Here is a 21,048-nt window from a genome sequence, read left to right as displayed (position 1 = left end):
CAGTGGCGTCCGGTCTAACCGGCGCGTCCATACCGGGCGAAAATGGCCTCGTGACGGGCACTAACCGTCGCTGCGTTCCGACAACGGCTGTTGCGGCACGCGCCGTAGCTTGCCGGTGTCATAGCCCAGATTCTTGACCCGGTCGACGAGCGAGTCGTAGGTGGCGGCGTCGATCTGCGGGGTGCGCGCCATGATCCAGACATAGTCGTGCTTGTCGCGAGCCACGATCGTGGTCTGGTAATCCGGATCGACGTAGGAGATCACGTACTGCATGCGCAGCACCCAGTAGAAGCGCATGGCCCAGACGGCGTTGTTGCTGCCGTCGATGACGGTGCCGGTGGGCTCCATGGTTTTCTGCTCGCCGTCGAAGCCGCCTTCGCGGTAGGTGAATACCGTATGGATCTTGCCGTCCGGCGTGAGGTCGTAGCGCTCGATCGAATTATAGGAATTCCTGGTCGGGCCCGGCGGGATATGCGCGATGACATACCACTTGCCCATATAGGCATCCAGGTCGACGTTGTCCTCGCGCGGGAAATCCTGCGGCGGCATGACGCTGCAGGCGGCGAGCAGCGAGGGGGCGAGGGCAAGAAGAAGTCGGCGTAGACGCATGAGCAGGGCGAAGAAGTAGGATTGCTCTCGAGTTTACGCCTGTGACACGGCGAACGGATTCGTCGGCGCGCTCGGGCAGGTCTAGTTCGCGGACTGAATCGCCGGTTGCGAGTCCAGATAGTCGACCAGCTGCTCGAACGGAACCGGGCGCGCCACGTGATAGCCCTGGGCGTAGTCGACGCCGATCGCCTCCAGGGCATCGAGCAGGGCCAGCGACTCGACGTGTTCGGCCACGGTCATCAACCCCATGGCCTGGCCGACCTGGTTGATGGCTTCGACAATCGCGCGCTCGACCGGCTCGTCGAGAATGCGTGATACCAGTTTGCCGTCGATCTTGATGAAATCGGATGGCAGATACTTGAGATAACTGAATGAACTCAGGCCGCTGCCGAAATCGTCCAGCGAGAAGCGACAGCCCAGTGCCCGCAGCGAGCGCATGAGTTCGCTGGCGCGACCGGTATTGGTCACGGCAGTGGTTTCGGTGATTTCAAAGACCAGCACCCGCGGATCGACCGCGCTGGACTGGATCAGCTCGATCGCATAGTCGACGAAATGTTCGTCGGTGATCGACTGGCCGGAGATATTGATGCTGTAGTGTTCGATGCCACCGTGTCGCGGCCGCGCTTCGGTAATGAGTGTGAGTGCCCGGCGCAGGACCCAGCGGTCGATACGCGAGGCCGCGTTATAGCGCTCCGCGGTGAGCAGGAAATTCTGCGGCGATACGATCTCGCCGAGGTCGCCGCGCATTCGCAGCAGCAGTTCGACGCCGATACGCGGATTGATATCGGTCTTGAGCGGCTGCATCACCTGGGCGTAAAGCACGAAACCGTCGTTGTCGAGGGCCTCGCTTATCAACTGCATGCGGTGCATGTCGCCGTGCCGCGTGAGGGTTTCGTCGCTGTCGCCGCGGTAGATGTGGACCTGGTTGCGACCTTTCTCCTTGGCCAGATAACAGGCGGTGTCGGCGCGCCGCAGCAGCTCCGTGGCGCTGATTTCGTTGCCATCGATGGCGGCGATGCCGATGCTAGCGCTCAGGCGAAACAGCTTGCGTTCCCAGCGAAAACGAAAGCTGTCGATCTCCGCGCGCAGGGTCTCGGCCTTGGCTTTTGCGTCGGTGAGCGAGAGATTGCGCATGACCACGCCGAACTCGTCACCGCCCAGCCGGGCGAGGGTATCGTTGGCGCGCAGGCGGCTGGCCAGCTGCGCGGTGAGCTGGCGCAGCATCTCGTCGCCGGCATTGTGGCCACAGCTGTCGTTGACCAGCTTGAACTGATCCAGATCGAGATAGCACAGGGCGTGATGGGTCGAGCGGTCGCCGGCATCGGTGAGAAAGCCCGCCAGCATTTTCTCGAAGGCGCGCCGGTTGGGCAGGCCCGTGAGCATGTCGTGGTTGGCCTGATAGGTCATCTCGCGCGAGATCTGATGCAGGCGGCTGACGTCGTGCAGCACGATGACGGCGCCGACCACGGCCTTGTCCAGATCCCGTATCGGCGCGACCGTGACCTTGACGGCATGTCCCGTGGAGCGCGGTGCGCGATCGTAGAGCGTCAGGTCTTCATCCCATTCGCGCATCTCTCCGGCGGCAATGCAATCACGTACAAGGCCGTTGACGGCGACATTGCGCGCGGTATCCACGAAATTGCACAGGGTATCGAACGGCAGGGTGAGCGCTGCGGCGGCACTGATGCCCAGCATCTGTTCGGCGCGCGGGTTGAGATAGTCGACGTCGCCACGCGCGTTGGTTGTGATCACGCCATCACCGATCGACGACAACGTGACCTGGGCGCGTTCTTTTTCCTGATTGAGAGCCTGCTGTGTTTCGATCAGGCGGGTGCCGTCGCGGCATACGCCTTCGCTGCCAATCGCCTGACCATCACCGTCGTCGATACGACGCGAAGAGATCAGCATCCAGGCGACGCTGCCGTCTCGACGAAAGCAGCGTGTGGGATGCCGCGACAGTTGGGCGCTCAGGGTCAGCTTGTCCAGATCGGCGTCGGGGTTGGCGAGAAGATCGCGCAGGGGACGACCTTCGAGCTCGGCCGGCGTGTAACCGAGCATGTCCTGAACCGTATCGGTGACCCAGGTGATACGACCGTCGCGGTCGGCGTGATAGAGCATGTCCGATACGTTGCGCAGCAGGCGCTGTACGCGTTGATGACGTACCAGCAGCTTCTCGCGATACTGATGACTGCGCAGTACCAGCCCCTGAACACTGGCGATCAGCGCCGCGTCGACGCGACTGGCGTCCGCGTTCGGACGCTCCGGCGCCGAGGCCTCGTCGGCGAGATCGATTTCGTCGAGCCAAGCGGTCAGCGCGCGTGTATCCACGACTGTCGATGTGCGGCTGGCATACAGCCCGGCCAGGGCGAGCAGTACGGCGGCGACGGCGCCGATGGCCAGCACCATGACGATCGGCAGCGCGCCGGCGTCGTGTGTCTGCAGCCAGAAAACACCGAGCTGGGTGGTCAGGATGACGCCCAGGCCGAGGCCTATTCCGGCCGCCAGACTGCGCCGTAGGAGTGGCTTTTTCACGTCGCCGACCGCGGGGCGTGCGCCGCGGGCTGCACGGCAGGCGAAGCGTTTCGCTCGTGAATATTCATGGTGTGCGCCGGCAGGTCCCCTGGAGCCAGTGTCCAAGTATAACGTCGAGTATGAAGGTTAACGGCGATTATCGCTAAAGTCGTATGAGTGTTACGTATTTTCATTCCTCCGGTTACTATAGTTTAAGCGGTGCAGCAGGTTATGCTCGCTGTCCGGGGGAGCGGGTCATGGGTGCGGTCGTTTGAATTTTCGTCGTCTGTTCGAGTTGCAGTGGCTCGGCTTGCCGCGCGTCTGGCGTCGGCTCGCGGTGCGGTTCACGGCATCGATGCAACAGAGTGCCGCCTATTCACGCCCCAACATGCAGTTGTTCGCCCTGGTCGCGGTCGTCGCACACCCGCTGTATTACCTGTTCTGGACGGAGTTGAGCCCGCAGCCCTTCGAAAGCGTCTGGTTGCGTTTGTTCAGCGTGATCGTGGCGCTGCCCATGCTGTTCGAGCCTTATCTGTCGCGTAGCGAACTCTGGCGCCGACGGGTCACGATCTACTGGTTTTTCATCTTCATCTACGAATTGCCGTTCTTTTTCGTATTCATGTCGCTGATGAATGGCTTTTCCACGGTGTGGGCGCTGTCCACCATGGCGGCCTGCTTGTTCATGGTGCTGCTGTTCTTCGACTGGCTGATGGTGCTGGCGCTCGCATTCGGCGGCTCCGCGGCCGCCTGTCTGTGTTTCGTCCTGGTGGGCGGCACGTTTGCCGAGCAGGCCGATGCCCTGATCACGCTGACGCCGATCTTCCTGTTCGCGCTGATCGCGGGCAGCGTATTCAACTACAAGGCCGAAATCGTGGCGCGGGAAAAACTCGCTGCGATCACCGCGGCCGTGGGCACTATCGCCCATGAACTGCGCACGCCGTTGCTGGGGATCCGCAGCGGTGCGCGCGGCCTGCAGACTTATCTGCCGGCGATATTCGAGGGCTTCGAACTGGCGCGCGAGCACAATCTGCCGGTCAAGCATGTGCGCGCGGCCCACTACCGGCAGATGCACAGCGTGCTCGACCGAATCAACGCGGAGACGGAGTACACGAACGTCATTCTCGATATGCTTCTGATCAACGCCAGCCGTACCACCATCGACGAGTCCTCATTCGAGGTCGTGCGTATTGCGGCCAGCGTGGAAGGCGCGCTCGAGCGCTATCCGTTCCACTCGCAGCGCGAGCGCGAGATCGTATCCTGGAAAAAAGGCGCGGACTTTGCTTTCTACGGCTCCCAGTTGCTGATGATTCACCTGCTGTTCAATCTGCTCAAGAACGCTCTGTATTTTCTTGCCCAGGTCGATGGCGGTGAAATCCGTATCTGGACAGAACGAAGCCCCGCGGGGGCGCACCGACTGCATTTTCGCGATACCGGGCCCGGGATCCATCCCAGCGTACTGCCGCGAATTTTCGAGCGGTTCTATTCGGCCATGCCGCGCGGGCAGGGCACGGGCATCGGTCTGGCGTTCGCGCGCCTGGTGATGGAGAGTTTCGGCGGCGATATCCGATGTTATTCGGCACTGGGCCGCTACACTGAATTCGTCATGAGCTTTCCGGCGGTCGAGAATAACTATGAGTCGAACTGAACTGGCCCCATATTTTCATCCGACCCAGATCGTGCTGGTGGATGACGATATCGATTTTCTGGGTAACCTGAGTCTCCAGCTCGAGGCCGACCTGCCTTATCTGCTGTTCGACTCGACCCACAAGGCGCTGAGTTATATCAATGACCGCAAGGCCGATCACCGGTCGCGCCAACGTTTCTTTCGTGTCTCCGAGGGGCCGGGCGATGAGCGCCAGGTCGTGATCGACACGGAGTCGATTGTCAGGGAGATGCATTTTTCCAACCGCTTTTCCCAGATCTCCGTGGCCATGGTGGATTACGCCATGCCCCAGATGAACGGCCTCGAGTTCTGCCGCCGCATCGAAAATCCGCATATCAAGAAGATCCTCTTCACCGGCGTCGCCACCGAGAGTGACGCCGTCGAAGCCTTCAACACCGGTGTGATCGACCGCTTCATCAGAAAAAGCGAGCGTCACGTCTACGATCACCTCAACAGTACGATTCGCGAGCTTCAGCAGGCCCATATCCGGGATACATTCGCAGCGGCGAGCGATGTGCTGGATGTCGCCGCGCCGGCCTTGCTGGCCGACCCGGAAATCATTGCGCTGATGGACGATCTGCGAACCCGCTATCGCATTGTCGAATACTATCTGGTATCCGAACCGACCGGCTTTCTGCTCGTCGATGGCGAAGGGCATCTGTATCGTCTGGTGCTCTCCAGCCCGGCCGATCGCGAGTTCCAGGTCAAGCGCGCAAAGGCTGCCAACGCGCCTTCGGACTGCCTGAAAATACTCGCCCGTGGCGAGGCGTTGCTCGATCCGGCGGTTCTCGATGCGGCTGCTGCTAGAAGTGACATTTTGCGTCATTGGCCGCGTTATGCACGGGGTGCGGTTGCGCTGAAAAGCGATCCGTCCTGTCGCTGGGCGGTATTTGATCAGCGAGATGTGGAAGGCGCGCCAGCGGCGCCGCAGTCGACCTTCAGCCGCTATCTGGAATGGCTCGATACGGTGGGCTACTCGCTGATGTAGCCGCGCGTCCGGCGTTCGTTCGTCGATGCATGGTCGTCGGCAACTCTATGTCTTAACGGGGGAAATAAATTTTCCCGGCAATGCCGGGTGCCCGCTGTCGCGGGTTTCGACAAAGCGCGGACGATGCCGTGCACGGGGGATAATGGGCCGCGATTTTAACGCGCAACACTGGTTTGCACGGCACTGTTTCGGGCCGCGCAGGATGTGAATTTTGGCTTCTGGCGTTTGTCAGCAGCGGAAAAATTTGGTAAGAAGTTATGTGTAATGTTACCACATGTGACAAAAACTGTCACTAGGTAGCAAAAATGTAATTCAACTATCTTTATCCTGCCCAGGAGTTCATGCCATGAGTCAGTCTTCATCTGTGTCACGTACGTCGCCTTTGTGCCCGCGATCGATGGTCGAGCCGCAGTTTCTCAGCGACCACGTCGATCATTATTTCCGTGAGCGCGTCGAGAAGACGTGGAATGGCGGCCATATCATGCATGGCCGCACGCCCGGTCCGGACGGTATTCTGATGGTCACCAACGACTATCTGGATATGGCCAACCACCCCGAGGTGATTCAGGCGCAGATCGATGGATTGCGCGGCTCGGACAACACCGTGGTCATGTCGGGCGTCTATCTGCATGGCGACAGCCCCCAGATTCACCTTGAGCGGCGCATGGCACGCTGGATGCGGATGGAGTCGAGCCTTCTGTGCCAATCGGGCTACGCAGCCAATGTCGGCCTCATTCAGGCGATCGGCGCGCCGGGTACACCGGTTTATGTCGATATGTTCGCCCACGCTTCGCTCTGGGAAGGTGTGCGCAGCGCCGGCCTCGAATGGAAGCCGTTCCGTCATAACGATCCGTCGCATCTGGAAACCATGATCGAGCGCAACGGCCCCGGCATCGTGGTCATGGACTCGATCTACAGCACGACTGGCAGCATTGCGCCGCTGGAAGGTCTCGTCGAGGTCGCCAACCGCCACGGTTGCGTGACCATCGTCGACGAGTCGCATTCGCTGGGTACCCACGGCGATCAGGGCCGTGGGCTGGTCGCCGGACTGGGGCTCGAATCCAAGGTGCATTTCGTCACCGCGAGCCTGGCCAAGGCGTTTGCCGGCCGCGCGGGCCTGATTGCCTGCAGTGAGCGTCTGCGCCAGTTCATCAAGTTCAACTCGTTCCCGGCGATCTTCAGCTCGTCGCTGCTGCCGCACGATATCTCGGGTCTTGCGCGCACGCTGGACCTGATCAAGGCGGCGGATGTGGAGCGTGAGCGTCTGCACGCCAATGCGGCGTATCTGCGTCGGCATCTGGATGCGCTGGGCTACAACGTCGATAGTGGTGAGGCGCAGATGATCGCCCTCGAAGCCGGTCCCGAGCAGAGCACCATCGTGCTGCGCGATGCGCTCGAGTCGCGTGGCGTATTCGGTTCGGTCTTCTGTGCGCCGGCCACGGCGACCAAGCGTTCGTTGATTCGTCTGTCGGTCAACTGCAACCACACCTACTCGCAGATCAATCGCGTGATTGAAGTCTGTGAGGAGATTCGCGACGAAGTCGACCTGGCCAACTGGCCGTCGACGCGCCGCGGTGGGAAGCAGCAGTCGATACGTGCTGCCGCCGCCGAGGCCGCGTAGCGCTTTTAGTTGTCGCGACTGGGCAGTCGCTTACCGGCCGTGCCTTGGCGGGCACGGCCGGTTTTTCTGTGGTTGAGTCAGTCCCAGATGCCCGGTTCGACCTGGTCCGGGTTCTTCAGCACGCTGCGGTGGAACACCGGTTCGGCCACGCCTTCCTTTTTCTGGCGTTCGTAGTCGGCCAACACCCGCAGCGCGATCGGTAGCAGACACAGAATGGCGATCAGGTTGGTCGTGGCCATCAGGCCCATGGCCAGATCGGCGAAGTCCCAGACGAAGCTCAGGGTGGCTACCGAGCCGATCATCACCATCGCGAGTACCAGCGGGCGCAGGATTGCGACGGCCTTCTTGCCGTGCTTGCCGGCCAGATACTCGAGATTGATCTCGCTGTAGGCGAAATTGGCCAGGATCGAGGTGTAGGCGAAGAAAAAGATCGCGATCGCGATGAAGCCGACGCCGAACGTGCCCAGATGATCGGCCATGGCATCCTGGGTCAACTGGATGCCGCGGATCGAATCGTCGCCCGGGTGGTTGGCGAGCAGGGTGTCGTAGACGCCGGAAAGCAGGATCACCACCGCGGTACAGCTGCAGATGATCAGGGTGTCGATGATCACCCCGAACGCCTGTGCCAGACCCTGTGCGGCCGGATGCTTGACCTCGGCGGTGGCCGCGGCGTTCGGTGCCGAACCCATGCCGGCTTCATTGGAGAACAGGCCACGCTTGATGCCGTTCTCCATCGCCACCTTCATGCTGTAACCGACGGCGCCGCCGATGGCCGGGCCGAAACCGAAGGCGCTCTTGACGATCAGGGCGAGCATGTCCGGTACCTGACCGATGTTCACGATCAGGATATACAGCGCAACCAGGAAATAGGCCGCCGCCATGATCGGTACGATCTTTTCGGCGACACGGGCGATCGAGCGCAGGCCGCCGTAGATGACGATGGCCGACAGCACCACGAGTACGAGGCCGGTGATCCAGGTCGGTACGCTGAATGCGCCTTGCATGCCCTTGGCGATGGTGTTGGCCTGGGCCCCGGAGAAGGCAAAGCCGTAGGCGATGATCAGGAACACCGCGAACAATATGCTCATCCAGCGCTGGCCCAGGGCGCGTTCGATGTAATACGCCGGCCCGCCCCGATAGACACCGTCGGCATAATGGATCTTGTAGACCTGCGCGAGGCTGCACTCGACGAATGTCGTGGCCAGGCCCACCAGCGCGGTCATCCACATCCAGAAGATGGCACCGGGCCCGCCCACCCAGAGCGCGATAGCCACGCCGGCCAGATTACCGGTGCCCACGCGCGCGGCCAGCGATGTCGCCAGCGCCTGGAAAGAACTCACACCGTTTTCGCTGGTGCGGGTATCGAACGCCAGCGACGCCATCTGGCGCACCATGCGGAACTGCATGAAGCGGGTCATGACCGTGAATACCAGCCCCGCGCCCAGCAGCAGATAGAACAGTACATACGACCAGATGAAGTCGCTGATCGGCGTCATCACGGCATAGACCGCCTGCTCCAGTGTATTGATGAATTCCATGTCTCAGTGCTCTCCCTGTTCCCTGCGCTCGAAAGATTTCATGTCGTGCCTGACAGCGGATCACCGCGGCCACTCGGCCTGGCCCGTTCAGCCGAGGTCAGGCCCGATGGGGCCGACAAGCGCCCGTAAATAGCGCGGTGCCGGTTGCTGTCGTGATTTGTGGGGCGTTGTTGCGCCTTCAGCACAGGGCTGTCGTGCACACGGTTGCAGATCGCACGCATTGGCAGACCCCTCTCGTGACGTGGTCGTTATTGTTGCAGCTGCAACCGAGCCGCCCTCGACAAACCCTACGCCGACCAAAAGCTGGTCGCCAGCGTCATCGACCGCCGACGGGCCCGCCTTCGGTGCTGCCGGAGCATTCGGCCAGCGCTGCATCGTCGGCGCAGCGGATCTTCTTGAGCAGATGCTGCATACGATGGTCGTACCAGTTGTCGCGCCAGAGCCGTTGCCGAATCTTTAGCAGCATTGCACGGTACCTGGTCTCGCGTTCGCCGTTGATGCGGACCCAGTAGCGGTCGGGAATCTGCGCATCCGCCTGCCGAATACGCGGAATGATCCGGCCCCAGGCGTGCTCTGCCGCCCATCGGCGTGATCGGGCCGCGAATACGGCCGGGAAGCGATCCCGGTGGATCACCATCTGCGCCGACAGCATGCCGAGCACGAAGTCGGCGACGCCGCCGCTATCGCCCAGTCCGCGATATAACTCGAGTGCTTTGTAGGCGATGGCGGGCGCGTAGGCCATGTCCACGCTGTGATTGTTGAACAACGGCCCGAATGTGGCGATGCTTGCCGGCACCGGCGACGCGCCGGCGGCGTTTGCGACCACCCGCGCCTGTTTGTCGTAGCCGATCACCGCAATCTTCTTGCCGGCGGCGGCGTCCAGGCTGTCGAGAAACCGGCGCTCGCGCGAGAACAGAAACACCTTGCCGCCGGGCACGACGCCGGCGATTTCATAATCGCCGTGGCGCATCAGTGGCGCTGCCTTGGCACTGGCCATGACGCGGATGGCGGTATGCAGTTGGCTGTAGGTCTGTAGTCCACCTACCATGTCGAGGCTGCCCGCGAACGGCACGAACTGCTTGATGCGGGTGCCGGTCATGCCGGCCGCATCGCAGCGTCCGCTCTTGAAATCCGATGCGACCACGGCTTCATCCGTATAGGGGCGCAGATCGAAGATCACGCCGGCCTCGCGCGCCATGATCACGTAATCCTGGAACTGCTCGATCACCGCACCACTCGCGCCGAGCGGGTCGAATACGCACAGCGAGCGCTCGATCGGTTCGGCCGCCGTTGCCACGTTCTGCCCCGCGAATACGATCCCGAGGGCGATAGCCCGGTAGATGAAGCGTCGACGCATGGCGCGACTCCTGGAGATAAAAAAGCCCGCCGCGCGGCCTGGCGCACGACGGGCTTCGAGCGGGATATCGGCCGCGATCAGTTGACGGCGCCGCCCTCGCTGTCCTGGCTGCATTCGGCCAGGCCGCTGTCGCTCGAGCAGCGAATCTTCTTGAGCAGATGCTGCATGCGGTGGTTGTACCAGTTCTGATCCCACAGCTTCTGACGCGTGTTGCGGAACATTTCGCGATAGTTGGCATCGCGATCGCCCGAGATATGTACCCAGTACTTGTCCGGGATCTCGTTGTCGGCGTTCTTCACGCGACGGATGGTCGAGTCGTACATGCTGTCGAACACCCAGGAGCGCGATTTCTGGCCGAAGCCGTCCGGGAACCGGTCCTTGTGGGCGACGATCTGGCCCGAGAGCATGCCGAGCACGAAGTCGGCGATGCCGCCGTCGTTACCCAGGCCCTTGTAGAGTTCGAGTGCGTTGTAGGCGAACGACGGTGCATAGGCCAGATCCACGCTGCCGTTGTTGAACATGGGGCCGAACGACGCGATCGAGGCGCCCACTGGTGACGCGCCGGCCACGTTGGCCAACGTCGAGGCCTGCTTGTCGTAGGACATCACCGCGATCTTCTTGCCGGCGATGGTGTCCAGGCTTTCCAGGTTATTCTTGTCGCGGGCGAACAGGAATGCCTTGCCCAGCGGTACCACGCCGACCACTTCGTTGCCGTCCTGCTCCATGTATTGCGCGGCCTTGGGGCTGGACATGACCTTGATCGCGGTCTTTTCCTGATCGTAGGTCTGCAGGCCGCCGGCCATGTCGAGGCTGCCGGCGAACTTCACCATGTGAATCGCGCGGATACCGGTGATGGCGACCATGTCGCACTTGCCGGCGGTGTAATCGTTGGCGGCCACCGCTTCATCGGTGTAGGCACGCGTGTTGAGCTTGATGCCCCAACTGCGCGCCTGTACAACGTAGTCTTGGAAGGACTGGTAGATAAAGCCGTTGGCGCCGATCGGGTCGTATACGCACAGCGAGCGGGTTTCGTTCTGGGCGGCCGCGGGCTGCAGCGCACCGGCGATCAGTACCGCGGCGCCCAGCGTCAGGGCGCCGAGATGGGATGTCATTTTGCGAGAGAACATGTGCTTCCTCCGGGGATTATCTTCAGCGGGGGACTGAAGCTGGGTTGAGTGCATTTTTGTTGTAGCGTCCTAGAAAATCTGGATGAAGATCAGCGGTACGAAAGCCACCAGCAGCAACGCGGTGGCGAGCACGGTGATCGGCAGCAGCAGCGATTCGTGGCGGCGCCAGAAGCTTGGATCGTCGGCGACCTCGGCCTTGGCGAGCTGGATCTCGGCATCACCGACCACTTGGCGCGTGAGCAACTGGTTCAGGGCCACGGGCGGGCTCAGATAGCCCAGTTCGAAGGCGACCAGCACGATCATCCAGAAATGCACCGGATTGATATCGTTGTGATAGGCCACCGGTGCGATCGTCGCGCTCACCAGAATGATGGCGCCATAGGGATCCATGATCATGCCGATGATCACCAGCATCACGACCAGAATCGCGGTGGCCGCCCATACGCTGCCCAGATTTTCCGGGAACAGGTCCATCACGCCCGAGCGTTCCATCACGCCGCCGAACACGATCGACATCACCATCAGCATGAGCAGGGCACCCAGCAGTACCGCGGATTCGGCGGTGGAGGCCCGCAGCGCGTTCCAGAAACCGGCCGGCTCGTGGTCGGGCGCTCTGGCTTCGCCGCGGTCGGCCTTGTAGATCGCGCCGGTATAAAGGCGTTTCGCACGCCAGCGGTCGTAGCCCAGCAGCGCCAGCATCATCAGCGGCAGGATCACCGGCGCCGAGAACTCGTTGAAGCTCTGGCCCAGCAGACGCGAGTAGATCAGCACCACCGCGACCGCGATCACGATATAGGGAATCGTCGGCCCGATCGCCCGCCGAAACGCGGGCAACGCGTCGTCGGGCGTAGCGACGTAGGGCGTGCTCTTGCGGGTGAGATAGACGAATCCGGTGAAGATCGTGGCGGTGAGCAGGAATACGTAGACACCCCAGCCAAACAACTGGTCGGTGGTCACCTGGCGATTGAGCGCAGCGATAATCACCACCATCAGGCAGGGGTTGAGCACCACGCCCATGCTGCCCGACATCGCGGTCGAGGCGATGGCCAGCTGTCGATAGGTGCCGGCGATACGCAGTTCCTGGTAGATCACCGCACCGATGGCGAGCACGAAGATGCCGGACGCACCGGTATAGGCGGTCGGCCAGGCCGAGGCGAGCACCACGAGAATCACGATGAATTCCGGACGCAGTTCCCAGGACCGGAACAGGCCGAACAGCAGTTCGGCGATGCGGGTGTGCTTGAGCATCATGCCCACCCACACGAACAGACCGATGCCCGTATACAGATCGGCGAAGCGGATCATCTTGGTCAGCTGGATCGCCGGCCCGGCGATATAGCCTTCGCCCACGAAGAAATACAGCAGGCTCACCAGGGCCAGCCAGCAGTACAGCGGGATGGTCAGCGGCGCGTGGATCAGCGAGCCGCCCGGCTGTGCATTCGCGGGCACCTTGATCATGCGGTATGCCGCGGCCGCAGCGAGGATCAGAAAACCGGCCAGCCAGATCACGTTGAGGGTGATGTCGCCGCCCGAATCCAGGCGCAGCCAGACGAAGCCGCTCACCGCCATCGCCAGGTTGGCTGCGACCTGGGCGCCCGAACTGACGCGTACATCCAGCCGGGTCCTGGGCATGCGCAGCGCGATCTGCTCGTTGAGCACAAGGGCCACGAAGCCGCCGAACATGATCAGCAGGACCAGAATATAGGCCTGGAACACTTGGCCCAGCTGATTGACCCGCCCCATTCCGAGCTCCAGCGAGCGATAGGCGCGCAGGGTCGAGGTCGAGGTCATCTGCTGGTTGTAGTCGTAGCGGGTATAGCTGTCCCGGCACTGATCACGCTGGCGTTCCAGCGATCGGCGCTGTGCGGCGGGATCCGACGGCCCGGCGTCGAACAGGCTGTCCTCGTCGGCGGCCGGGGCCTTGGTGCTGGCGATGCGCGCGTCGATGTCCATGTCCGGATCGCATGTCGGCTCGGACATGTCGTAGCGCAGCATGTTGTAGTTCTGCCAGATATCGCCGCCGAGGCTGAGCAACTGGCCGTGGATGAACGCGCTGGTGCCGAATACGATGGCCAGCAGCAGCAGTACCGCGACCGGCATGGTGATGAGCCAGTTGCGGGCCGCGCTGTAAGTTGCGGACGCGTCGTCGGCCTGCGGGTCGGAAAAATCCGACCCGTGGTACTGGTCTTGCGCGGCCATCAGTTCAGAAAGTCGTCGGCGTCGAAGTCGGCATCCGAGCTGCTGCCGCTGTCATCACCAGGGAAGTCGCCCAGGGCGAGAAAAGGCGTGCGCTTGCCGGTTTCCCGAGTCCAGATGCGGTCCGACAGGAACAGGGCCTGGCTGTAGGCCACTTCGCCGAGCATCAGATAGTCCTTGGGTTCGACGCCGTCGCTGTAGATCTTGGCGACCTGGCGAATGCCTTCCTTTTCGCGTGCTTCGTCGGACTGACCGTAGCCGGCCACCGCATACAGCATGGCGGCCAGCGGCATGCCCTTCGAAGCACCGTAGTCGGCCGCTTCCTTGAGCTGCGTCCACGGATCCACACCCTCGGGCGCGGTGCCCGGCACGCTTAGCCATACCACCGCCTGCAGCGCGTTCGGCACACCCCAGAGCTTTTCATTGTCCATGCACTGGGTTTCACGTCCGGCCTTGGCGGCCACATCCTGGGGGACGCCGACACTGCTGGATGCCTGGATATCGCTGAGCAGCGCCTGCACCGAGGTGAGGGTGCCGCCCAGGTGTTCGACTTCTTCGGCGTCGCTACCCAACGACGGACATTTGTCGTCGCCGAGTTCGCCGAACGCACTGACCGTGTCGTTATAGGCCTGGAGGCGTCGCAACGCGGTGCGACGATATAAGCGCTGGGCTTCGGTACGGGCGTCGCGCGCGGTCGCGGTATCGCCGGCCCGGAGCGCGCGCTGGAACCGTAGATCGGCTTCCTGGGCCGCGGCCTCGGAGCACAGTCCGGCGAGCAGGCTGGTGGTGAGCAGAACCTTCGAGGGGCGGCTGATCACGCGGCTGAAAGACGACAGCAGTTGGCCCTGTCCCATGCCGGTGCCGCAGGTCGACAGATCGAGATCGCCGCTGCCGAGCACGTAGGGCACCACCTCGTCCTGGGAGTAATGAGCCAGAACCTGCCCGGTCGGCTTGTAGATGAGCCCGCAACCGCTCAGGCCCAGGGCGATACCTGCCAGTATCGGCAGTGACAAGGTCTTCAGCATGGCGTTATCAGCCTCCGTTGAATTATTTTCATCGCGCGGTTGTTGCACCGCTCGGGCTGGGTCTCTCCCCCCGGCCGACTGTGGTCTTGCCCGTGCCGCGCTGACGAGGCATCCAGCCGTCGTCTATCACTGCGCTCACGACCTGCTTCACGCGGGCGGCTTGGCAAGCACTTCGGAAAATATATCTTTTACGGCGCACCAAACCAAGTCCAGCCATTGGCTGTAACGGCGGGTAATGGCCAATACCTGAGTTGAGAGACCCGCCGGAAGTGACCCATGCATGCGAAAATATGCCGACATGCAACGGTTTTTCGACCGTCGCCCCGAGAGCCAGAGCCGAGCCATGAGCGAGACCGAAACGACAGAGGTGATTGTGCTCGGCGGCGGTGCCGCCGGGCTGATGTGCGCGGCGGTAGCGGCCGCGCGCGGTCGGCGCGTGACCGTGATCGAGGGCAGCAAGCACTGCGGCAAGAAGATCCTGATGTCCGGTGGCGGACGCTGCAATTTCACCAACCTGCACAGCACGCCGGCCAATTTTCTCTCGGCCAATCCGCATTTCTGCAAATCGGCGCTGGCGCGCTACACACCGGCCGATTTCATCGCCACGGTGGAAGCGCACGGCATCGCCTATCACGAGAAAGAGCGCGGTCAGCTGTTCTGCGACAACTCGTCGAAGCAGATCGTGGGCATGCTGATGGACGAGTGCGCGGCCGCCGGCGTAGACATCGTGCGACAGGCGCCCGTGGATGACGTGGTGCGCGACGACCGGGGCCTGTTCACGGTGAACGCCGGCGCGCGTCGCTGGCATGCCGAGGCCGTGGTGGTGGCCACCGGGGGGCTGTCGATCCCGAAGATGGGGGCGACCGGCATCGGCTTCGATCTGGCGCGACGCTTCGGACTGCCGGTACGCGAGACACGGGCCGCGCTGGTGCCGTTCACGCTGGGCGGCGCAGAGCAGCAGGCGTTCGCCGCGCTGTCAGGCGTCGCGCTCGATGTCGAGGCTGGCTGCAACGACGCGTTGTTCGATGCCGGTCTGCTGTTCACCCACCGCGGCCTGAGCGGGCCGGCGATGCTGCAGGTGTCTTCGTACTGGCGTTGCCGCGATGCCGTGTGCGTGGATTTCCTGGCCGGCGACGACGCGCCCGCGTGGCTCGCCGGCCGTCAGTCAGAGCGGCCCGACGCACACCTGTCGAACGTATTGGCCGAACGCCTGCCGCGCCGACTCGCGGCCTGTCTGTGCAACGATATCGGCGAGAGATCGCTGGGCAATGCGCGGCTCAAGCAGCTCACCCCGACGCAGCTCGGCGAGATCGGCACGCGCCTGTCGAACTGGTCGTTTGTCCCCAACGGCACCGAAGGCTACCGCACCGCGGAAGTGACCCTGGGCGGCGTCGACACCGACGCGCTGTCGTCGGCAACGCTGGCGGCGCGCGACGTGCCGGGACTGTATTTCATCGGCGAGGTCGTCGACGTGACCGGCCATCTGGGCGGGCACAACTTTCAATGGGCCTGGGCCTCGGCACAGGCGGCAGGCGCCGTCGTATAGTCGTCGTCAACGCCGTACACTTGCGGGTATGAAAAAAACCTCACGTGTATTTCTGGCCGGTTCGCTGTCGCTGTTGCTGAGCGCCTGTGCCTCGCAGCCGGTGGCCAGCGCGCCGGCGGATTCGCAGCGCCCGGCCGAGCCGGCGAGCCCGTCGACCTCAGCTGCGGCGCCGACCGTCACGCAAGCGCCCGCCCAGCCGCAGGTGGCCGAAACCGTGGCCCGCGACAGCGCGGGATTTCAGGCCTGGGTGGACGCGTTTCGTCGTCGTGCCGCGGCCCGCGGGGTCGACGCCGGCACCCTGTCGTCGGCTTTCGACAGCGCTGCATTCCAGCCGCGCATCATCGAACTCGATCGGCGTCAGCCCGAGTTCACGCGCGCGATCTGGGAGTATCTCGACAGTGCCGTGTCGCCGCTGCGGGTATCGCAGGGCCGCGAGCAGTTGGCCACCTATGCCGATATCGGTCGCAGCGTCGAGGCCAAATACGGCGTGCCGCGGACCATCATCGGCGCGATATGGGGCGTGGAGAGTAACTACGGTCGCAATTTCGGCAACTACGAGACCATCGATTCGCTGGCCACGCTCGGCTACGACGGCCGGCGCTCGAAGTTCGCCGAGGAGCAGCTGTACGCGGCGCTGACGATTCTCGCCAACGGCGATATCGATCGTGATCGCATGCGCGGTTCCTGGGCCGGCGCGATGGGGCATACCCAGTTCATTCCGACCAGCTTTCTGGCCTATGCGGTGGACGAGGACGGCGATGGGCGCCGTGATATCTGGGGCAGCATCGCCGATGTGATGGGCTCGACCGCCAACTATCTCAAGCGCAGCGGCTGGCAGCGCGGCCAGACCTGGGGTCGGGAAGTGGTCCTGCCGCCCGGCTTCGACTATGGCGCGGCGGATATGGATGTACGGCGTTCGAGCGCGCAATGGCAGGCGCAGGGCGTGCGTCCGGTCGACTCTCGTGGCTTGCCGGCTTTCGACTCGGCCTCGGTCATCGCCCCCGCCGGCGCCCACGGCCCCGCGTTCATGGTGGGCCCGAATTTCCGCGTGATCCTGCGCTACAACAACGCCACCAGCTATGCGCTGGCGGTGGGGCTGTTGTCGGATCGGCTCGCCGGCGAGCCCGGCGTGCAGGGCGACTGGCCGCGCACGCTCGCCAGTCTGTCGCGGGCCGATCTCAAGTCCATGCAACGCGGACTCAACCGGATCGGCTACGGCAGTGGCACGCCCGACGGCATCATGGGGCCGAATACGCGCACCGGCATTCGTGCATTCCAGCGTGACAACGGTCTGACGCCCGACGGCTATCCCACCTACGATCTGCTGCGCCGGATTCAGAACGCCGCAAACTGAGCGCCGGCCTCGGCCGGCGCTCCACGGTCGGCCGATTCAGACGTGGCCGGCGATGGCATGCGGCTGGTAGGGGGCTTCCAGCGTCGTCTTCTCGTCGTCGGTGAGGGTGATATCGAGCGACGCGATGGCCTCCTCGAGATGGCGTTCCTTGCTCGCGCCGATAATCGGTGCGGTAACAGCCGGATTGCTGCGTACCCAGGCCAGCGCGATCTGGGCCATGGATACGCCGCGGGCCTCGGCCACCGTTGTCAGCGCATCGATGACCGGCTGGTCGATGTCCGCGCCCAGATTCCATTTGCGGGTGTTGGCGTCGGTGCGCGAACGCGTGCTCTCGCCCGTGTCGCCCTGTTTCTTGCCGGCGAGTACGCCGCGCGCCAGCGGGCTCCACGGAATCACGCCCACGCCCTGATCGCGACATTGCGGCAGCATCTCGCGCTCTTCCTCGCGGTAGACCAGGTTGTACATCGGCTGCATGGTCACGAACTTCGTCCAGCCGTTGGACTCGGCGATGTGCTGGGCCTTGGCGAACTGCCAAGCGTACATCGAAGAGGCGCCGATATAGCGGGCCTTGCCGGCCTTGACCACGTCGTGCAGCGCTTCCATGAATTCCTCGACCGGGGTGTCGTAGTCCCAGCGGTGGATCTGATAGAGATCGACGTGATCCATGCCCAGCCGCGTCAGCGACGAGTCGATGGCGTGCATGATGTGCTTGCGCGACAGGCCGCGGTCGTTGGGGCCGTCGCCGACCGGGTTGTAGACCTTGGTGGCGAGCACGAAGTCCTCGCGCGGCGCGTAGTCGTTGAGCGCCTTGCCGACCACGCGCTCGGATTCGCCGAGCGAGTACATGTCGGCAGTATCGAAGAAGTTGATGCCGGCATCCAGTGCCTCCTTGAGAAACGGCCGGCTGGCCTGTTCGTCGAGTACCCAGTCACGCCATTCGGGCGTGCCATAGGTCATGGTGCCCAGGCACAGGGGCGATACCTTGGTGCCGGTGGTTCCCAGACGTTTGTAATCCATCGTTGTGTCCTTGCAAAAAGCGTGGCCGATACAATAACCGATAGCGCGCGGTCATATCGATGCGGGTCAGGTCCGCGCAAGGCGCGTCGTGCTTGCATGGCGTAACACCAACGACAACACGCCCTCGAACAGGTATGGAAGACGCCCCATGAGCGAGCCCACGACACTCACGGCACTGCTGCAGACGCTCGAATCCGACGGCGAGGGGCCGCAACTGTCGCTGGGTGAGGTGGTGGCGGTCATCGGCGAGCGCGGTTACGGGCCGCTCGTGTTGATGCTCGCGCTGATCGCCGCGCTGCCGACGGGCGCGGTGCCGGGCGTGCCCAGCGTCTGCGGCATCTCGATTGCGCTGGTGTCCATGCAGTTGGTGTTCGGCAAGCGCTACCCCTGGCTGCCCGCGCGCATGCGGCGACTGGCGATCGAACGCCAGCATTATGCGCGCGTCGCCGACCGCATCACCCCGTGGACCCGCCGCCTGGACCGCCTCGTGCGGCCGCGTCTGCACTGGTTCACCCACGGTCTTGCCACCCGCGTCATCGGTCTCGCATGCGTCGCCCTCGGGCTGTGCATGATCCCGCTCGAAGTGCTGCCGTTTGCGGCGGCGGCGCCGGCCACCGGAATCGCCATGATGGGGCTGGGCCTGACCGGCAAGGACGGGTTCTGGGTACTCGCCGGCCTGGCGCCGGCCGGGCTGGGCCTGTGGTTCCTGTTCAAGCTGTTCGGGTAGTCTCGCGAGCCACGCGTCAGTCTTTCTGGCAACGCGGGCACAGATACAGGCGACGGCTGGCGACCACCCTCTTTTCGATCGCCGTGCCGCAGTCGTAGCAGGGCAGGGCCGCGCGGCCGAAGACCATGTGGCGGCGCGCCGCATAACGCAGTCCCTGTTCTTTCAGTGCCGCCGCGCGTTCGGGGTCGTTGGTCACGCCCTTGAGCCGATAGGCGCGCGCCATGAGCTTCGGGATGGCCTCGGCCAGTCGTTGCCGCGCGTCGTCGTCGAGATCGCGTGGCCGGCTCGCTGCGGGCACCCGCGCCTCGAACAGGATCTCCGAGCGCAGATAGTTGCCGACGCCGGCCACGAACGACTGATCCAGCAGCAGGGCGCCCAGGGCACGGCCGGCAAAACGCCGGTCATCGAATTGGGCGCGGATAACGGTGGTATCGACCTGCGCGTCGTTGAGCGGGTCGGGGCCGAGCCGGGCCAGGTAGGGGATGTCGGCAAGCGCGTCGGGGCGTACGACCCGGATATCGGAGGCGCTGTAGAGACGGGCGGCGCGGGCGTCGCCGTAGATCGCGAAACGCAGCTGGCGGCCGGTCGAAGGTTCGGGCCTCGGCGGGCCGATGCGCCATTGGCCATAGAGCTGGTTGTGGCTGTAGACACACCATGGTCCGTCGTCATCGGCCGCGGCAAAGAACACCAGTACCGCCTTGCCACGGGCTGCGACCCTGGCGATGCGCCGGCCGGCCAGTCCGGTTTCGAACGATTTGAAATGGTCGAACGCAAAGAACACCGCGTTCGCGGTGCGCTGGCCGACGGCATTCGCGATGTCGTCGACCATGCGCCGTATTTCCGGACCTTCGGGCATCGGCTGGGCTCGGGCGATTGTCGAGCCGTTGATACGCGCAATCCGGCCGAAAGGATGAATCTGTTGGTGATGAGTGCCAGCCCGTTCGGGCCGTGGGCGCGGGTCGTCGCCCACACGGAGCGGTCGCGCTGGATGCACAGGTCTGTGGAATTAACCCCTATGCCCGCATCCTGATGCCGGCAAATGATATCGATTACGCTGTGTCGTGACGCCTGTGCAGGCTCTACACTCGAACCCGACCCATCATTCGTTGCCGCCCGACGGCGGCGGGCATATTACAAGGTGAACCCATGATCAGATCCAGCTTGGCCTTCGGCGCATTGCTCGCGGTCGCCGGCAGTGCTGTGGCGGCCGACAGCTATACGCTCGATCCGTCCCACAGCTACGGCAATTTCAAGATCGGCCATATGGGGCTGTCGACCATGCACGGCCGTATCGACGTCACCGAGGGTACGTTGGTCATCGACCGCGAGGGCGATGGCAGCAAGGTCGATGTAACGCTCGATCCGGCCAGTGTCGACACCGGCCATGAAGAGCGCGACGAACATCTGCGCGACAAGGAAGGATTCTTCGAAGTCGACAAGTACCCGAAGATGCGTTTCGTGTCGACCAGTGTTCAGTTCGACGACGACGACTCGAGCGAAGCCACGGTGCAGGGTGATCTCACGCTGCACGGCGTGACCCGTCCGGTTACGCTGGAAGTCGACGACATGGTCTGCAAGGTCAACCCGATGGAAAAATCCCGATACAGCTGTGGATTTTCGGCCGAAACACAGATCAAGCGCAGCGATTTCGGCATGGATGCCTTCATCCCGCTGGTCGCCGATGAAGTGGAAATCCAGATCGAGGCCGAAGCCAACCGGCCAGCGGATAACGCCTAAACGTTCGACTCCGGCTGGTTCAGCGCGGGCCT

General features: G+C 63.3%; 16 protein-coding genes. 7 read left to right on the top strand and 9 right to left on the bottom strand.

Translation table 11 applies throughout. The annotated features are described in order from the left end of the window. Positions 1–60: 60 nt before the first annotated feature. Both ACFOSU_RS18685 and ACFOSU_RS18680 read right to left on the bottom strand, forming a co-directional pair. Positions 61–609, bottom strand: a complete 549-nt coding sequence (locus ACFOSU_RS18685) for a lipocalin family protein (RefSeq protein ID WP_380691459.1) — start codon at positions 607–609, stop codon at positions 61–63. A gap of 81 nt (positions 610–690) precedes the next feature. Beyond that, positions 691–3,141, bottom strand: coding sequence for an EAL domain-containing protein (locus ACFOSU_RS18680; RefSeq protein ID WP_380691458.1), 2,451 nt, complete (start codon positions 3,139–3,141; stop codon positions 691–693). A gap of 250 nt (positions 3,142–3,391) precedes the next feature. Here ACFOSU_RS18680 and ACFOSU_RS18675 point away from each other — a divergent pair, with 250 nt between their 5' ends. The 3 genes from ACFOSU_RS18675 to cqsA all read left to right on the top strand — a co-directional run bounded on the left by ACFOSU_RS18675 (position 3,392) and on the right by cqsA (position 7,392). Next, the gene (locus ACFOSU_RS18675; RefSeq protein WP_380691457.1) at positions 3,392–4,765 is read left to right on the top strand and encodes a sensor histidine kinase; all 1,374 of its coding nucleotides are present in this window, start codon (positions 3,392–3,394) and stop codon (positions 4,763–4,765) included. Next, complete coding sequence (locus ACFOSU_RS18670; protein ID WP_380691456.1) at positions 4,752–5,771, top strand: response regulator; 1,020 nt, start codon at positions 4,752–4,754, stop codon at positions 5,769–5,771. Before ACFOSU_RS18675 ends, ACFOSU_RS18670 begins: the two co-directional genes overlap by 14 nt. Before the next feature lie 346 nt (positions 5,772–6,117). Further along, entirely contained in the window at positions 6,118–7,392 is a 1,275-nt protein-coding gene (gene cqsA / locus ACFOSU_RS18665) for an alpha-hydroxyketone-type quorum-sensing autoinducer synthase (RefSeq protein ID WP_380691455.1), read from the top strand. A 77-nt stretch (positions 7,393–7,469) separates the two neighbouring features. On the opposite strand, the gene ACFOSU_RS18660 is transcribed toward cqsA, so the two are convergent. The 5 genes from ACFOSU_RS18660 to ACFOSU_RS18640 all read right to left on the bottom strand — a co-directional run bounded on the left by ACFOSU_RS18660 (position 7,470) and on the right by ACFOSU_RS18640 (position 14,635). Beyond that, the gene (locus tag ACFOSU_RS18660; RefSeq protein WP_380691454.1) at positions 7,470–8,930 is read right to left on the bottom strand and encodes an alanine/glycine:cation symporter family protein; all 1,461 of its coding nucleotides are present in this window, start codon (positions 8,928–8,930) and stop codon (positions 7,470–7,472) included. 316 nt (positions 8,931–9,246) lie between these two features. After that, a complete protein-coding gene (locus ACFOSU_RS18655) occupies positions 9,247–10,287 on the bottom strand; it encodes a putative solute-binding protein (protein WP_380691453.1) in 1,041 nt (346 codons plus the stop codon). Positions 10,288–10,364: 77 nt separating this feature from the next. Continuing rightward, the gene (locus tag ACFOSU_RS18650) at positions 10,365–11,414 is read right to left on the bottom strand and encodes a putative solute-binding protein (protein WP_380691452.1); all 1,050 of its coding nucleotides are present in this window, start codon (positions 11,412–11,414) and stop codon (positions 10,365–10,367) included. A 69-nt stretch (positions 11,415–11,483) separates the two neighbouring features. Continuing rightward, entirely contained in the window at positions 11,484–13,613 is a 2,130-nt protein-coding gene (locus tag ACFOSU_RS18645; protein ID WP_380691451.1) for a TRAP transporter large permease subunit, read from the bottom strand. Continuing rightward, positions 13,613–14,635, bottom strand: a complete 1,023-nt coding sequence (locus ACFOSU_RS18640) for a hypothetical protein (RefSeq protein WP_380691450.1) — start codon at positions 14,633–14,635, stop codon at positions 13,613–13,615. Before ACFOSU_RS18640 ends, ACFOSU_RS18645 begins: the two co-directional genes overlap by 1 nt. Positions 14,636–14,978: 343 nt before the next feature. On the opposite strand from ACFOSU_RS18640, the gene ACFOSU_RS18635 reads away from it, so the two are divergent. Beyond that, complete coding sequence (locus tag ACFOSU_RS18635) at positions 14,979–16,181, top strand: BaiN/RdsA family NAD(P)/FAD-dependent oxidoreductase (protein WP_380691449.1); 1,203 nt, start codon at positions 14,979–14,981, stop codon at positions 16,179–16,181. Positions 16,182–16,209: 28 nt separating this feature from the next. Beyond that, positions 16,210–17,535 (top strand): lytic murein transglycosylase, encoded by a 1,326-nt coding sequence (locus ACFOSU_RS18630; RefSeq protein ID WP_380691448.1) that lies wholly within the window; start codon positions 16,210–16,212, stop codon positions 17,533–17,535. Between the two features lie 36 nt (positions 17,536–17,571). On the opposite strand, the gene ACFOSU_RS18625 is transcribed toward ACFOSU_RS18630, so the two are convergent. Next, positions 17,572–18,552 carry an aldo/keto reductase gene (locus ACFOSU_RS18625; protein WP_380691447.1) on the bottom strand — a complete coding sequence of 327 codons (981 nt, stop codon included), beginning with the start codon at positions 18,550–18,552 and terminating at the stop codon, positions 17,572–17,574. Positions 18,553–18,700: 148 nt separating this feature from the next. Between ACFOSU_RS18625 and ACFOSU_RS18620 the strand changes: the two genes are divergently transcribed. After that, positions 18,701–19,279, top strand: a complete 579-nt coding sequence (locus ACFOSU_RS18620; RefSeq protein ID WP_380691446.1) for an exopolysaccharide biosynthesis protein — start codon at positions 18,701–18,703, stop codon at positions 19,277–19,279. A 16-nt stretch (positions 19,280–19,295) separates the two neighbouring features. Here the strand turns inward: ACFOSU_RS18620 and nei are convergent, their stop codons facing one another. Next, positions 19,296–20,135, bottom strand: coding sequence for an endonuclease VIII (nei, locus tag ACFOSU_RS18615; protein ID WP_380691445.1), 840 nt, complete (start codon positions 20,133–20,135; stop codon positions 19,296–19,298). 290 nt (positions 20,136–20,425) lie between these two features. Between nei and ACFOSU_RS18610 the strand changes: the two genes are divergently transcribed. Continuing rightward, positions 20,426–21,016 carry a YceI family protein gene (locus tag ACFOSU_RS18610; protein WP_380691444.1) on the top strand — a complete coding sequence of 197 codons (591 nt, stop codon included), beginning with the start codon at positions 20,426–20,428 and terminating at the stop codon, positions 21,014–21,016. Positions 21,017–21,048 lie beyond the last annotated feature (32 nt).

Origin of the sequence: Salinisphaera aquimarina, from assembly GCF_042643355.1 — a bacterium.
Lineage (GTDB): Bacteria > Pseudomonadota > Gammaproteobacteria > Nevskiales > Salinisphaeraceae > Salinisphaera > Salinisphaera aquimarina.
The sequence above is the reverse complement of the archived record's forward strand: the minus strand, read 5'-3'. Positions and strand labels throughout refer to the sequence as shown.